Source organism: Cupriavidus sp. 30B13 (genome assembly GCF_049059565.2).
GTDB lineage: Bacteria > Pseudomonadota > Gammaproteobacteria > Burkholderiales > Burkholderiaceae > Cupriavidus.
The window spans coordinates 2,907,360-2,921,451 of sequence record NZ_CP188224.1 but is presented as its reverse complement, the minus strand read 5'-3'; the positions used below and the strand labels follow the sequence as shown (position 1 = coordinate 2,921,451).

Sequence of the window (14,092 nt, the reverse complement as noted above, 5' to 3'; positions counted from 1 at the left end):
TGTAGGTGCTCGGCTGATCCCTCTATGTTAGTGATGCGCCGCGCCGCAGCCGTCCGATTTACGCCCTGCGGGCAGTCTCCGTCGCGGGACTCAGCCACTAAAAATCCTCTTAGCCACCTCGCGGCGCACGTCCTCGCTCTCGTGCATTTGCTTGAATCCGGCCATCGCGCGGCGGAGCCACTCGGCAGTGCTTGAGTACAATTCGTCGTGCGGTTGGCCGGCGGGCACGGCCTCCGAATTGTGCATTTGTTCGTCATGGTCGGACATCGCAGTTTCCCTTTGTAGAGTGAGACACATTACGCACGTATCAAAACGCGTGCAAAACAGCCTAGAACCCACGCCAGCATTGGCGTTGCGGGTGATATAGCAATGCGCTTTGCGTCGAACGGGTCAGGCGGCGGTGATTTGTTGGCAAAGCCTTGCAGGACAAGGCTTTGCGGTGTGATAACAAATGCTACCAATTGGTTCCTGAGGCCCTGAGGCGGGCCTGGAGTGTGTTGGCCGGCATGCTGGGCCACCGGAGCCCTAGCGGCCCGAAATAGACGAATTGCCGTGGGATGACACGCGTCATTCGCGGCAGCTTCATCGCTCATGGGCGCGGTGAGCGCGAGCAACGCGGTCAGACCGTGTGTCAGTCTGCAGCTTCCGATTACACGTTGTCACCGACGATATGTTCCCCGGTCAGATCGAACCGCACGAGCTGGCGCCGGCCGTCCTCAATGACACTGCCGCCAAGGTGACTCGGTGCTGTAGCGGCTCTACGTGGGTTCCTCGGCTAATTCGCGATCACTTTACTCCGTAGACGGCCGGAAACCACTTACAGACCACCGCAGATCTACCGCGAATCTGCCACAGATTCGCAGCACGGGTGCACAACGGTAAAGGGCAGGATGCCAGGTCGCTATCTCACGATAGTGACCTGATCCTTGTTCGCTAGGTCGCTACGCGCCCGTCGCAGACACTCAGGGCTACGCCCCGAGACCCTGGGTGAAGGATGGCTGGTACGGCCTCACCTGAAAGCGAAGGCGTTCGCGCGGGCATCGTGCAGCGCATGGTGCTTCCCGCCATGCACGGCGATGTACTGCGCGAAGTGTTCGGCATTGATCCTCAGAAACACGTTCTCGTGCTTCCATCCGCGTGGCAACGGTCCCCCGAGCAAGTGGGTGACGAGCGCGTAATCGTAGTGGGAGTCATAGCAGAGCACAGGCTTGGGCCTGAGTGGCGCGGCCAACAGCCACGCCCGTAGTTCAGCGGCGAGCTGCGATGCCGGCATCGAGCGCCCAGGAAAGCCGCCGAGCTGCGGCAGCACAGTCGCCCGCACGAACTCGCTGCACGCGGACAGCTCGAAGTCCGAGCGCTCGCCGTAGAACTCGCGCCCATCCTCACTCACAATCGCCACACTGATGAGCTGACTGTCCTTGAAGTCAGTGAACTCGGTGTCGATGAAGTAGCGTGTCTTCCACGGGCTGCGCGGGCCGCTGCGCGTCATGCTGTCGGCACTGCTGGCGGTAGCCACCAGCTCATCGCGGGTCATGCCGCGTCCTCCCGATACCACTGCTCGATGTCCTTGGCGTCGTCCGGTTTGAGCGGACCGATGGTGCGAATCGGCGTCAGGCCGGCCAGGCCGAGCCGGTAGAGGTGGTACATCCGTGTCCACGGGGCGTAGAGCGTCAAGCACTGCAGCTTGCGCTCGCGGCGCAGGGGCGGACCGAACAGTTCATACATGGGGTCCGTGTCATCGTTGCGGGGGGTGTCCATGGCTTCCTCCAAGCCAGCCCGACCGAGAGCGGGCGTAATGTCTGCTACCGATTACAGGTCAGGGCCGTTGCTGCGTGTCGTGCCAGGCGCGGCCGGCGGCGAGGGCTTCATCACGGGTAGCAAAGATCTCGCTGGGGCCGCTGGTGATGTGCAGGCGGTCAGGTGCGGCGGCCTTGCCGGCGTCGGGCGTGATGGTCAGCACCTCGCGCGTCCAAAGCTCCCATCGGCCGTCGTTGCGCCAGCTCGGCACGGCGGCGTAGCCGTTGGCTTGCAGCTCCGACTCGACGGCCTCGACCTCGGGGCGGGGCGCGAGTTGCCCGCTCATCATCAGCATGGTTCCGCAGAGGTTGTTGTGTTCACGATTCGTTGGCATCTTGTTGCTTCCTGTTGCCGGTGGCCAAAGCCGTCCCCGGCGGAGGCACGGAGACGGCCGGTGAGACTGCCGGCAGTGCGAAAAGAAACGGGTACGCGGATGAAGCCTGCGTGGTCAATGCAGGGGTAGGACTTTATATCTAAAGAAAAAAGCCGCCCCCAACCCCCTAGCCGTGGCTGGGGGTGATAGGGCACTTCCCTTAGCTGCTAAGGGTGTGGCGTTCAGTGCGGGGCTTGCGCGAGCACCGTATCGAGCAGATCGGAAGCGAGCTTCTGCTTTGAGCGCGGCAGGCGACTGATCTGCTCGACCTGCTGCTGCAGGCGCGAGACGGGGCCAGGCTTGTGGGGGAGGCTGGCGGCTTCGCCGATCAACTCGGTGACGCTGACCTGCAACTCCTGGGCGAGCGCGAGCAGAGCGGCCACGGGCAGGCGCAGACGACCGCCCTCGTAATGGGCGAGCGTTTGCTGGGCGATGCCGAGTCGCTCGGACAGTTGCACCTGGGTGAGGCCACGGGCCTTGCGGGCCTGCGCGATGCGCGCACCCAGTTCCCTGAAAAGTTGTTCGTCCTTGACCTTCACGTCTGCGATGAGTGAGGTGATAAGAGTCATGACGATACCCCCGGTTTGCCTGAATGCGCTTGACAGTACTCGTAAACAGAGTACTCTGCAACGTAGTTATTTTTAGATAACCCTCTTGACAGGTTTTTAGCCGAAGGACGGATGTATGCCACGAATCCCCGATACCGAACTGGAGCGGCTGAAGACGGAGATCTCGGTGCAGCGGCTGGTGGAGGGCTCGGGGGTGGCGCTGCAAAAGTCGGGCAAGGACTGGCTGGGGCTGTGCCCCTTCCACGAAGACCGCGAGCCGTCGCTGGTGGTGAGCCCGGGCAAGAACCTGTGGCACTGCTTCGGCTGCCAGGTGGGCGGCGGCCCGATTGATTGGGTCATGAAGCACAAGGGGGTGTCGTTCCGCCACGCGGTGGAGCTGCTGCGTGCCGACCCTGCCTTAGCCGCTGGGGTGGGGAGCGGGCGCGCCACGGTGCGCAGCCTGCCGCCGCCGGTGACGCCGGACGCCGACGACCAGGCGCTGCTGGACCAGGTGGTGGGCTACTACCACGAGACCCTGAAGCAGTCGCCCGAGGCGCTGGCCTACCTGGCGGCGCGCGGCCTGTCGCACCCCGAGGTGGTGGAACGCTTCCAGTTGGGCTATGCGAACCGCACGCTGGGCCTGCGCCTGCCGCTCAAGAACCGCGTGGCCGGGGCCGAGTTGCGCACGCGGCTGCAGCGCATTGGCATCCTGCGCGAATCGGGCCATGAGCACTTCAATGGCTCGCTGGTCATCCCTGTGCTGGATGGCGAGGGGCAGGCGGTCGAGGTGTACGGGCGCAAGCTGCGCGACGACCTGCGCCCGGGCACGCCCAAGCACCTGTACCTGCCGGGGCCGCATCGCGGGCTGTTCAACCTGGCTGGCGTCATCGAGGCCGGCGCGCGCACCGAGGCTGGGGCGCGCGAGCTTATCGTGTGCGAGGCGCTCATCGACGCGCTGACCTTCTGGGTGCACGGCTACACCAATGTGACCGCCGCCTATGGGGTCGAGGGCTTCAGCGACGACATGCTGGCCACGGTGCAGGCCAGCGGCATCGTGCGCGTGTTCATTGCCTATGACCGCGACGAGGCGGGCGAGCGGGGCGCCGAGCGGCTGGGCGAGCGCTTGCTGGCCGCGGGCCTGGAGGTGTTGCGGGTGCAGTTGCCGCGTGGCATGGACGTGAACGAATACGCGCGCAAGCTGCAGCCGGCGCCGCAGGCGCTCGCGCTGGTGCTGCGCCAGGCGCGCTGGGTAGGCCGAGCGCCCGAGGTCTGCGAAGCCCCGGAAAACCTGACCCCGGCGGCTGAAGAAAAAACTATCCAACCCGGGCCAGTCCTGACGCCCGAGCCTTCTGTCTTAGCCGCTGCTGTGCCCGCGCCGACCACCGACACGGCCCTGCCGGCGCTGGCCGACGATGTCCAGGGCGACGAGCTGACCCTGCATCTGGGGGCCTGCCAGTGGCGGGTGCGCGGCTGGCGCAAGAACCTGAGCCCGGAGCAGATGCGGGTGAACCTGCAGGTGCGCCAGGAGGGAACGGCAGAGGCCGCCGGGGGCTACCACGTCGACACGCTGGACCTGTATGCGGCGCGCGCCCGCGCGGCCTTCCTGCGGCAGGCCAGCGCCGAGCTGGGCTTGCCCGAGGACGCGCTCAAGCGCGACCTCGGACACCTGTTGCTGCGTCTGGAAACGCTGCAGGACGAGGCCTTGCACGCCACGCAGGTGCCCAAGAGCGCGGTGCCGGTGCTCAGTGCCGACGAGGAGGCCGAAGCCCTGGCGCTGCTGCGCGTGCCGAACCTGTGCGAGCGCATTGCTGCTGACCTGCAGGCCTGCGGCGTGGTGGGCGAAGCCACCAACCTGCTGGCGGGGTATCTGGCGGCCACCAGCCGCAAGCTCGACACGCCGCTGGCCGTGCTCATCCAGAGTTCCAGCGCGGCTGGCAAGAGCAGCCTGATGGAGGCCGTGCTGGCGATGATGCCGCCGGAGGAGCGCATCCAGTACAGCGCGATGACGGGGCAGAGCCTGTTCTACCTGGGCGAGACCGACCTGCAGCACAAGATACTGGCCATTGCCGAAGAGGAGGGCGTGCGCCAGGCCGCCTACGCGCTCAAGCTGCTGCAGTCCGATGGCCAGCTCACCATCGCCAGCACCGGCAAGGACGAGACCACCGGCAACTTGGTGACCAAGCAGTACCGGGTGCAAGGCCCGGTGATGCTGATGCTCACCACCACGGCCATCGACGTGGACGAGGAGCTGCTCAACCGCTGCCTGGTGCTCACCGTCAACGAGAGCCGCGAGCAGACCCGCGCCATCCATGCGCGCCAGCGTCACCGGCAGACCCTGGATGGCCTGCTGGCCGAGACCAATCGCAGCGCGCTCATTGAGCTGCACCGCAACGCGCAGCGCCTGCTCAAGCCCGTGCACGTGGTGAACCCCTACGCCCAGCAACTGAGCTTCGGCGACCACCAGACGCGCACGCGGCGCGACCATACCAAATACCTGAGCCTCATCCGCGCCATTGCGCTGCTGCACCAGCATCAGCGGGCCTTCAAGCACGTGGAACACCGGGGCCAGACGCTGGCCTACATCGAGGTGACGCGCCAGGACATTGCGCTGGCCAACGAGGTGGCGCACGAGGTCCTGGGGCGCACGCTGGACGAGCTGCCGCCGCAGACGCGCAAGCTGCTGACGCTGCTGCGGGAGTGGGTGAGTGAACGATGCCGTGCCCTGGGCATTGCCCTGGCCGACTTCCGCTTCACGCGCCGGGAATTGCGCGAGGCGGTGCACTGGGGCGACACCCAGCTCAAGGTGCATCTGGCGCGCCTGGTGGAGATGGAGTTCCTGGCCGTGCACCGGCGGGGGCTGAGCCACACCTATGAGCTGGTCTATGACGGCGACGGCGAGCGTGCGCACCTGTGCGGGCTGCGCGAGGTCGAGAGCTTGCGGGATGACGGCGGACAGCAGTACGACCCCGACCGGTCGGGGCCAAAGGCGAAGCGGTCGGCCTCCGGTCGGGGGCAGGTCGGTGCCCGGTCGGCCCTCGGTCGCACGCCCTCGGATAGCCCACCAGGTCAGGTGCGGCGCGGCCTGGACGACGCGGCGGCCAGCCGCAACGGCGCCGATGGTCGAGAAGCGCTGTTCCGGCACGAGAGCGTGTCTCCGGTCATACCCTCAGCCGCCTGACCTTGCGCACCGGCCGCGCTTCTGAACGGTCCCAGGCCAGCCCGCGCCAGCGCTTCGCGCAGCCGGTGGGCGACCCGCGCGACGCGACCGGGCTGTACGCGGCGATGCGCCGCTACCTGGCGCACCGGGCGACGATTGGCAGCACCGAGCAAGGGCTGTACGGCGTCGAGCGCTATCTGCGCGACTTTATTGCCTGGGCGCACGAGCGCGCCATCACCCATCCGCAGCACGTGAGCCGCCCGGTGCTGGAGCGTTACCAGCGCTGGCTGTACCACTACCGCAAGCGGGATGGCGCGCCGCTGTCGGTGGCCAGCCAGCGCAGCAAGCTGGTGCCGTTGCGGGGCTGGTTCAAATGGCTCACGCGCACGGGCGCCATCCCGGCCAACCCGGCGGCCGACCTGGACTTGCCCCGGCGCATCCGGCGCCTGCCGCGCAGCGTGCTGACGGCGCGCGAGGTCGAGCAGGTGCTGGCGCTGGCCGACACCGGCACGCCGCTGGGCCTGCGTGACCGGGCGCTGATGGAGCTGCTGTATGCCACGGGGATGCGCCGCATGGAGGTGGCGCACCTGGAGCTGGGCGACATCGACGCCGAACGCTGCGTGGTGCTCATCCGCGAGGGCAAGGGGCGCCGCGACCGGTTGTTGCCGCTGGGCGAGCGCGCGCTGCACTGGGTGCAGCAGTACCTGGACCGGGCGCGGCCGCTGCTGGCGTGGAACCTGGCCGAGCCGACGCTGCTGCTGGGTAGCGAGGGCAGGGCGCTCAACCCGGTGTGGCTCTCGACGGTGGTGGCGCAGTACGTGGAGCGGGCGGAGTTGGGCAAGCACGGGGGCTGCCATCTGTTCAGGCACTCGATGGCGACGCTGATGCTGGAAAACGGCGCGGACATCCGTTTTATACAGGCGATGCTCGGGCACGCGGAACTCTCGACCACGCAGATATACACGCAGGTGGCCATCCGCCAGCTGCAGCAGGTGCACGCGGCCACGCACCCCGGGGCGAAGCGGCGGGAGGTTGGCGGCGAGGCCCAGGGCTGTACAACACCAGAGGCTCGTGATGTGCTGTGGGAGGCGCTGGAGGACGAAGCCGACGAGTAGGATGGCTGCTTCCTTGCTACAATCCTGGCATGGCCCACCTCACTCCGCCCACCTCGCAGAAGTACCTGATGCCGCGCGATGCCGATGCTGTCGGTCCGCAGAACGAGGCTGAGCGCCGCCTGTACGAACTCATCGTGGAAGGGCTCAATAGCGGCCCGGGCACGGACTACGAGAGTGTGGCCGACTTCGCTGTCGAGTTCCGCGCGCGCCTGCAAAACGGCAAGCGCTGAATCGTGGCGCTTCACCTGCGGCTTCGCCCTTCCGCGCGGAAGGATGCCAACGCGGCCCAAGATTGGTATAACGATGCCGCGCCAGGCCTCGGTGAGGCCTTCACCGACGAGTTCCTGAGCGCGCTGGCCTTCCTGGCCGAGCATCCCAGCGTTGGCTCCCGCCGTTATGCTCACTTCCTGCCGGGTGACTCTCTGCGCGTCTGGTCCCTCGACCGCTTCCCCTTCCTGGTGTTCTATCGGGTGAACGGTGACATGCTGGACGTACTGCGTGTCCTGCATGAGCGCCGGGACATCGTGGCAAGCCTGATTGCGCATTGAGCCTGGCCACGGCCGTTCGCGCCGCCGACCGCTGAACCCTCCTCGCTTGGCCGCCTGCGGCCCCAAAAACGCACTTCGGGGCTTCTGACCCAAGAAACGGCCTTCCTGCGGTCGTATCACGGCCTGGAAAGGCGCGCCCGCTAAGGCGTAGCGGGCGATAGGGTTACGACTTCGCCTCGGACCTATTGCGTTTGGCAATGCGCTCGGCGCCAGCCTCCAGGGGCAGAATTCGAGCGCCGGCGACTCAGACCTGCCGGACTGGCAGCAGCAGATGCTGAATGGTCCGGTCGATCCGCTGACTGGCGTATCGCTGGGCGTCAATCCGACCTACGCAATGCCCCAGCAGTCGATGTTTGCTGATGCCCTCCAGCCGAGCGACGGACGGGCCTACGACAACGCCAACTACAACCAGCTTGCTTCAGTGTTCGGTGACGCGGCCACCGGCAACTCGCCATCGTCGTTTGCGTCGCGGGACACAATGCTCTTCGCGGGTGATGGGGCGCCGCCGACATCGAAATTCGTCGGGACTTTGCAGGGCGTGATCACAGATCAGTACGGCAGCCGCCTGGAGCCGATTCTGGATCCGGTGACGGGGCTCGGGGGCGGATATTCGTCTACGCTGAACGGCACTGAGGGCCTGACCGGGGTATTTGGAGGTGCAAATCTTGTAGACACCGGCAAGCCTATGTTCACCATGGCCGATGCGGTGAACAACTTCCAAGCGGAAAATGATGCGAAGGTGTCGATCGGCAGCTATGACAGGTTCAAGGAGATCGGTAATGCCCTGACGGCAGGCGAGTTTGGGAACGCCTGGAGTCATGTCACGTTTGAGGCTTCCCCGGATGCGAGGGTGGCCAACAACGAGCGGTTGTTCCCGACGCCCAGTCCAGCAGCTGCGGCACTGAGCAACACGCTTGCCGGTCCATTGCCCGCGATCACCACGGCGCTCACCTATGCAATGGGCGGGAGTGATTGGGATGCCTACTATGCGTCGAGTGCTGCCAGTGCTTTCGGTGCGGGTGCTTCTGCACTAAGTGGATATCAACTGCCCAAGGCTCCGACAGTCGGGCAAGTTGCGTCAATCGGGAGAAACAAGCTATCTTCACGAGTACCTGTCAAGCCGGGTGAGGCTGGCAGATTCGGTGATTTAGAGGCGAGAGCGGTGACGGGCGATCAACTCACCCCTCATCATATGCCTCAGGCAGCTGCGCGTTTCACTGGTCGCGCGGATGGGGGTGCGCTGGTGCTTCCAGAAGCCGAGCACATGTTGACGCGAACATATGGCTATAAGGGGGCCATAACTGCGCAGAACGAGGCCAGCATGCCGTTTCGCGATGTGCTGGCGCGAGATATTCGTGACGTCAGAGGCATCGGGGGATCTCGGTATAACGATGGCCTTAAAAAGCTAGCCGATTACTATCGATCAAACTTCCCTGATCTAATGAACAAGCAATAGGGAGAAAAAGATGCAAGATGCAGTTAGGGATTTAGTAAAACTCGGGCCGTTGCCGAGTATCGTTAGCCCCGACGTTAAAGTGCTTGAGAATATTCAGGAGGCCCTATCGCGGCTAGAAAAGCCGGTGTCAGATGAAGATGCCAGGGCATTAGTCGGATTGTTTGGGCCGGATGACTGCTTTGGCCTCGCGTGGAGCCTCTTGCATGCTATCGAAACTGCTCCTGGTTGGCCGCTCAAAGACGTGCTCGATGCGGGCAATGGCGAATGGATTAGCCGATTGAAGCAGCGAGCGGAATAACATGTTCGGCGAGAAGACTCCTAGGTCTTTGCGTCGAGACAACGCCTGCGAGACGCGGGCGTTAGTGTTTCTAGGGCTATGCATCGGGCTGCATGATGTCGCTCGCGGCATGCTCGCCCTTGAGGTCGAAGCGTACAAATTGCCGCGAGCCATCCGGGAAGCGCTTCTCGATGGCGCCGGCGGGCGTGTCCGGCATAAAGACGTAGATCGGGTTGCCGTTGGCCAGGTGCTCGCGTGCGGCCGCACCATCGTCGTGGACGATCTCGTCCAGGAAGGCCGCCATCTCGTCGTCCGACAGCGCATCAATGGGTGTGCGTGATTGCATGGTGGGGAACATAAAAGGAACACATTGGGTACATCAGGGGAACAGTTCTGAGCGTCCGCTGGGTACTTGATGGGAACACTATCGGGACAGTAAGGGAACTGTTTGGGAACATGGCCTGCGCTGCAAACCTGGTGGGATACGCCCTTTAGCGGCGTTGTCGGTGTGGTTGAGGGGCTCCGCGAGCGCCAATTTACGCGCGAATCCTGCCCCTTCCTAGTCTCCACACCATACGCACCTCGTTCGAGGAGCCTGCAACCTGCGCCCAGCTTGGGATAGCGCCAAATCGTTGCCTTGCCGATGGGTCATTACGTAACACGCTAGCCCCCGCGAACCCGCCTGGAGCCTAGGATTCATGTGTGATGAGCCGTTGTGGCCGAGGCGCGTGCAAAGCCTGTGTTGGTAGGTCTTTAGATAAAAAGAAAAATAGCTCCCCCAGGCCCCGCGATGCGGGGCCTTTGCATTAGCCGCTGAGGAGCGCGGCGTTCAGTGCTGGGCGAGCACCGTATCGAGCAGGTCGGAGGCGAGCTTCTGCTTGGCGCGAGGCAGGCGACTGATCTGCTCGACCTGCTGCTGCAGGCGCGAGACGGGGCCGGGCTTGTGGGGGAGGGTGGCGGCTTCGCCGATCAACTCGGTGACGCTGACCTGCAGTTCCTGGGCGAGTGCGAGCAGTGCAGCCACGGGCAGGCGCAGGCGCCCGCCCTCGTAATGGGCGAGCGTTTGCTGGGCAATGCCGAGTCGCTCGGACAGTTGCACCTGGGTGAGGCCGCGGGCCTTGCGGGCCTGCGCGATGCGCGCGCCCAGTTCCCTGAAAAATTGTTCGTCCTTGACCTTCACGTGTGCGATGAGTGAGGTGATGAGAGTCACGACAATACCCCCCGGTTTGCTTGAATGCGCTTGACAGTACTCGTAAACAGAGTACTCTGCAACGTAGTTATTTTTAGATCCCCCCCTTGACAGGTTTTTAGCCGAAGGACCGATGTATGCCCCGAATCCCCGATACCGAACTGGAGCGGCTCAAGCGTGAGATCTCGGTGCAGCGGCTGGTGGAGGGCTCGGGGGTGGCATTGCAAAAGTCGGGCAAGGACTGGCTAGCACTGTGCCCGTTCCACGAGGACCGCGAGCCGTCGCTGGTGGTGAGCCCGGGCAAGAACCTGTGGCACTGCTTCGGCTGCCAGGTGGGCGGTGGCCCGATTGATTGGGTCATGAAGCACAAGGGGGTGACGCTGCAGCGCGAGGACGGCCAGGCGGTGGAATGGCGTCCGGCCCTGATGCCCAACGTGGCGGTGTACGCGGTGAGCATCACGCGCTGCACGACGCCCGCGCGAACGCCTTCGCTTTCAGGTGAGGCCATACCAGCCATCCTAACCCAGGGTCTCGGGGCGTAGCCCTGAGTGTCTGCGACGGGCGCGTAGCGACCTAGCGAACCAGGATCAGGTAGCTATCGTGAGATAGCTACCTGGCATCCTGCCCTCTACCGTTCCCTGCCCTCTACCGTTCCCTGGCAGGGCTGTAAATCCGAGGTAAATCTGCGGCGCATCTGCAGTAGCTTTGCGGCAGACCAGACGCGAGCCAGCAGTATTCCACGTGTGATCTGTTGTCAGAATTGGGGGGCGATTGCGCGTGCTTCGTTGCCAGGGCTGAGTCGGGTTGCAGCAGCAGCCCGCTCACCAAACGGGACTCGTAACACACGAATCCCCAGGTTTCAGGCGGGTGCGCGGGGACTCGTGTGTTACGTAAAGGCAGGGATCTGACCGATACCCCAAGCCCGGCGCGGGCTTCAGGGCTCCTCGAACGAGGTGCGTATGGTGTGTAGAGAGCTTAGGATCAGGATTTGCGACGGAATCGGACCGGGTTGAGGGCGCCTTTTCCAGGCCACCGACACAGCTAAAGAGCGTATCGCATCCGGTTTGCAGGGCAGGCTATGTCCCACAACTGCCCCATTACTGTTACTTTTAAGTTGCCTTTCAGTTCCCCCGCACCCGGGACTGTTCTGCTGGTGTTCTGAACAAGTTCCGTTACTGTTTAGTTTTTGTTTAGTTGCCCTGCCATGCTGCCACCCAAGCCCCTTCACCTGCTGTCGGACGATGAACTGGAGACGCTCCTGGCCGAGATGTTCAACGACGATGGCGAGGCCGCTCGCGAGCACCTTGCCCCGGGGCAACCCGATCTACGTCATCACGCCGGACACGCCCAAGGGCACCGTCGAGAAGCGCTTCCCGGACGGCACCCGGCAGTTCGCTAGCGCGCAGTATCCACGTGCTGGTCAATGAGAAGAAGGTCGATGCCGCCAGGCCGCTCTTGCGTAGTCGGGCCAGATTTTGCTCAAATATTTAGCCTATGCAGCAGGAGGTATCTCCCTTACACCTCCCATCAATTCGCCAAAGCCGCCAGCTGATCATACGGCGAGCTTCAAGTCTTTGTGCTGCGACAGGAATTCCTTTTGGGCGACCTCACCTCGCAGCACAAACTCGTCAGCAGGAAGTTTGACCCTGGACAATTGAATCCCTTGCTTGCAGGCATCGCACCACACAAGCTTCCATCCGAAGTCCCCATCCTCGAAGCCAAAGTACTGACGACGAATTCCGATGGAGCCGCAGCATGGACACTTTGTTGAAGCGTACTCATCGTCGTTCGAAGGAAGGGCTTTGACCCAATCCAAGTATGTCAGGGCGCTTGCATTCATCGGAACTGCTCCAACTTGCCAGAGTTGTTTTGAGGGTAGTACTGCCAGAAGCTATTCTCAATTCCATGGGCAGCGTTCTCATTGAGCATCAGTTGCCGCATAGTCCCGTCGCCATAGGTGTTCGGGTGACCAAATATGTCAATCTGCATGGTGTGGGTACGCTCATGACCGAGCGTCTTCACTAGCTGTTCCGTATCGGTGAAGGCATCGGGGTAAAGGTCAATCGAACCATTGGGGTGAGTGTACCCGTAGAGATTCTTCCCAATCAAATCAGGGTCGCGAACGATGCGCACCTTAACACCTTGCAGGCCGACCCCTCCATCTTCTGCGGCTTGTTCGACATACCGCATCTGCATCGGAACCTTCAAGTCAGCAAAGTCGCCGACGTTTTCTGTGCGCCGGAACAGGCCCGCAACATCGGTAGTCTGGCCTGCAGTTTTGCCGAAGACGCCCTGAATCTCTGGCACAGCAGTCAAACCTAGGGTGCTTACAGTTCGCCACATCGCGCCCTGCTGCTCTCCGGGGCCGTAGTACTGGTTAGCAACGGGATTGTACCCGCTGTAACCGCCAACCATATCGCCTACCGTATCCACCGCCCCCTTGAGCAGCATTCCAGTCGCCGTATGGCTCAGAACTTGCTGTACCTCCGGCGAATTCCAGATCTGTTGGGCCAGATTTGCGTCGCCCGGGTTCGCGCGCGAGTACGCGACAAGCTGAGCATTTGGCGTGTTCGGATTTGCCGCAAGCTGCGTTTGCTCTATTGATCCGGCCAGGACCGCTACCGGCCTCGATGCTGACCACCCTGGCGCAGGAACTGACCGTCACGGTGGCGGAGTTGGTCGGAGAGGCCACGTCCAGCCACCACGGCAAGCGCGGCCCGGCCTCGCGCCTGCAGCAGCAGATGGACGCTATCAGCCAACTCCCCAAGGCCCAGCAGAAGTTCGTCTCGCAGATGCTCGAGACCGTGCTGGCCCAGCACGCTCGCTAACGCCCGTTAGCCGCTAACGCAAAGGCCCCGCATCGCGGGGCCTGGGGGCGCTTTTTTCTTTTAATCTAAAGACCCATCCCCTCACGGGGCCGCTCCAGGTCCAGCGCGGCCGCCTTCGCATCCACCCGGCTCATCGCCCCCACGAGCAGGCTGCGGTCATCGGTGTACAGCTGCACCTCGCTCCTCGCCCGGCTGATGGCCACGTAGTACAGGCTCTCGTTGGCCATCGCGCTTTTCACCTCCGCATCTATCATCACCCGCTCGCAGGTCTGGCCCTGCGCGCTGTGCACCGTGGTGCAGTAACCGTGCTCCAGGTGCAATGGCCGGCGCAGCTCCAGCACCACCTGCGTACCCGATTCTTTTGTCAGCGTGAGCGCCTGCGGCGTCAGCGCCGACACCGTGCCGAACTCACCATTGACGAAGCCCAGCCCATAATTGTTGGCGCTGACCCGCACCCGGTCTCCCACCGCCATGTCGCGCTCGATCACCGCCATGCACAGCGATGTACTGCGCGAAGTGTTCGGCATTGATCCTCAGAAACACGTTCTCGTGCTTCCATCCGCGTGGCAACGGTCCCCCGAGCAAGTGGGTGACGAGCGCGTAATCGTAGTGGGAGTCATAGCAGAGCACAGGCTTGGGCCTGAGTAGCGCGGCCAACAGCCACGCCCGTAGTTCAGCGGCGAGCTGCGATGCCGGCATCGAGCGCCCAGGAAAGCCGCCGAGCTGCGGCAGCACAGTCGCCCGCACGAACTCGCTGCACGCGGACAGCTCGAAGTCCGAGCGCTCGCCGTAGAACTCGCGCCC

18 protein-coding genes are annotated in these 14,092 nt (G+C 63.7%); 8 read left to right on the top strand and 10 right to left on the bottom strand.

Going from position 1 to position 14,092, the window contains the following annotated elements:
* Positions 1 to 90: 90 nt before the first annotated feature.
* The 5 genes from ACKI2N_RS32195 to ACKI2N_RS32175 all read right to left on the bottom strand — a co-directional run bounded on the left by ACKI2N_RS32195 (position 91) and on the right by ACKI2N_RS32175 (position 2,739).
* Positions 91 to 267 (bottom strand): hypothetical protein, encoded by a 177-nt coding sequence (locus ACKI2N_RS32195; RefSeq protein WP_420997908.1) that lies wholly within the window; start codon positions 265 to 267, stop codon positions 91 to 93.
* 742 nt (positions 268 to 1,009) lie between these two features.
* Entirely contained in the window at positions 1,010 to 1,534 is a 525-nt protein-coding gene (locus ACKI2N_RS32190; RefSeq protein ID WP_420997906.1) for a hypothetical protein, read from the bottom strand.
* Positions 1,531 to 1,758, bottom strand: a complete 228-nt coding sequence (locus ACKI2N_RS32185; RefSeq protein ID WP_420997905.1) for a hypothetical protein — start codon at positions 1,756 to 1,758, stop codon at positions 1,531 to 1,533. Before ACKI2N_RS32185 ends, ACKI2N_RS32190 begins: the two co-directional genes overlap by 4 nt.
* A gap of 58 nt (positions 1,759 to 1,816) precedes the next feature.
* Complete coding sequence (locus ACKI2N_RS32180; protein WP_420997904.1) at positions 1,817 to 2,131, bottom strand: hypothetical protein; 315 nt, start codon at positions 2,129 to 2,131, stop codon at positions 1,817 to 1,819.
* Between the two features lie 221 nt (positions 2,132 to 2,352).
* Positions 2,353 to 2,739, bottom strand: coding sequence for a helix-turn-helix domain-containing protein (locus ACKI2N_RS32175; RefSeq protein WP_420997903.1), 387 nt, complete (start codon positions 2,737 to 2,739; stop codon positions 2,353 to 2,355).
* A 115-nt stretch (positions 2,740 to 2,854) separates the two neighbouring features.
* On the opposite strand from ACKI2N_RS32175, the gene ACKI2N_RS32170 reads away from it, so the two are divergent.
* The 6 genes from ACKI2N_RS32170 (at position 2,855) to ACKI2N_RS32145 (ending at position 9,292) form a co-directional block, all read left to right on the top strand.
* Positions 2,855 to 5,896: a CHC2 zinc finger domain-containing protein gene (locus ACKI2N_RS32170; protein ID WP_420997902.1), complete on the top strand. Its 3,042-nt coding sequence runs from the start codon at positions 2,855 to 2,857 to the stop codon at positions 5,894 to 5,896.
* A 2-nt stretch (positions 5,897 to 5,898) separates the two neighbouring features.
* Positions 5,899 to 6,990, top strand: a complete 1,092-nt coding sequence (xerC, locus tag ACKI2N_RS32165) for a site-specific tyrosine recombinase XerC (protein WP_420997901.1) — start codon at positions 5,899 to 5,901, stop codon at positions 6,988 to 6,990.
* A 29-nt stretch (positions 6,991 to 7,019) separates the two neighbouring features.
* Positions 7,020 to 7,220 carry a hypothetical protein gene (locus ACKI2N_RS32160; protein ID WP_253932921.1) on the top strand — a complete coding sequence of 67 codons (201 nt, stop codon included), beginning with the start codon at positions 7,020 to 7,022 and terminating at the stop codon, positions 7,218 to 7,220.
* A gap of 3 nt (positions 7,221 to 7,223) precedes the next feature.
* Positions 7,224 to 7,538, top strand: a complete 315-nt coding sequence (locus ACKI2N_RS32155) for a type II toxin-antitoxin system RelE/ParE family toxin (RefSeq protein WP_426990876.1) — start codon at positions 7,224 to 7,226, stop codon at positions 7,536 to 7,538.
* 271 nt (positions 7,539 to 7,809) lie between these two features.
* The gene (locus tag ACKI2N_RS32150; protein WP_426990879.1) at positions 7,810 to 8,994 is read left to right on the top strand and encodes a hypothetical protein; all 1,185 of its coding nucleotides are present in this window, start codon (positions 7,810 to 7,812) and stop codon (positions 8,992 to 8,994) included.
* A 10-nt stretch (positions 8,995 to 9,004) separates the two neighbouring features.
* Entirely contained in the window at positions 9,005 to 9,292 is a 288-nt protein-coding gene (locus ACKI2N_RS32145; RefSeq protein WP_420998562.1) for a hypothetical protein, read from the top strand.
* A 76-nt stretch (positions 9,293 to 9,368) separates the two neighbouring features.
* Here ACKI2N_RS32145 and ACKI2N_RS32140 read toward each other — a convergent pair whose 3' ends face one another.
* Both ACKI2N_RS32140 and ACKI2N_RS32135 read right to left on the bottom strand, forming a co-directional pair.
* Positions 9,369 to 9,617 (bottom strand): hypothetical protein, encoded by a 249-nt coding sequence (locus tag ACKI2N_RS32140; protein ID WP_426990878.1) that lies wholly within the window; start codon positions 9,615 to 9,617, stop codon positions 9,369 to 9,371.
* 483 nt (positions 9,618 to 10,100) lie between these two features.
* Positions 10,101 to 10,481 (bottom strand): helix-turn-helix domain-containing protein, encoded by a 381-nt coding sequence (locus tag ACKI2N_RS32135; protein ID WP_420998521.1) that lies wholly within the window; start codon positions 10,479 to 10,481, stop codon positions 10,101 to 10,103.
* 116 nt (positions 10,482 to 10,597) lie between these two features.
* On the opposite strand from ACKI2N_RS32135, the gene ACKI2N_RS32130 reads away from it, so the two are divergent.
* The gene (locus tag ACKI2N_RS32130) at positions 10,598 to 11,002 is read left to right on the top strand and encodes a CHC2 zinc finger domain-containing protein (protein WP_420998522.1); all 405 of its coding nucleotides are present in this window, start codon (positions 10,598 to 10,600) and stop codon (positions 11,000 to 11,002) included.
* A gap of 1,010 nt (positions 11,003 to 12,012) precedes the next feature.
* Here the strand turns inward: ACKI2N_RS32130 and ACKI2N_RS32125 are convergent.
* Both ACKI2N_RS32125 and ACKI2N_RS32120 read right to left on the bottom strand, forming a co-directional pair.
* The gene (locus tag ACKI2N_RS32125; protein ID WP_081651423.1) at positions 12,013 to 12,300 is read right to left on the bottom strand and encodes a hypothetical protein; all 288 of its coding nucleotides are present in this window, start codon (positions 12,298 to 12,300) and stop codon (positions 12,013 to 12,015) included.
* Entirely contained in the window at positions 12,297 to 12,911 is a 615-nt protein-coding gene (locus tag ACKI2N_RS32120) for a hypothetical protein (RefSeq protein ID WP_420998524.1), read from the bottom strand. The genes ACKI2N_RS32125 and ACKI2N_RS32120 overlap by 4 nt, the downstream gene beginning before the upstream one ends.
* A 179-nt stretch (positions 12,912 to 13,090) precedes the next feature.
* Here ACKI2N_RS32120 and ACKI2N_RS32115 point away from each other — a divergent pair, with 179 nt between their 5' ends.
* Entirely contained in the window at positions 13,091 to 13,288 is a 198-nt protein-coding gene (locus tag ACKI2N_RS32115; protein ID WP_420998525.1) for a hypothetical protein, read from the top strand.
* Positions 13,289 to 13,353: 65 nt separating this feature from the next.
* On the opposite strand, the gene ACKI2N_RS32110 is transcribed toward ACKI2N_RS32115, so the two are convergent.
* The gene (locus ACKI2N_RS32110; RefSeq protein ID WP_420998527.1) at positions 13,354 to 13,815 is read right to left on the bottom strand and encodes an ATP-binding domain-containing protein; all 462 of its coding nucleotides are present in this window, start codon (positions 13,813 to 13,815) and stop codon (positions 13,354 to 13,356) included.
* Positions 13,816 to 14,092 lie beyond the last annotated feature (277 nt).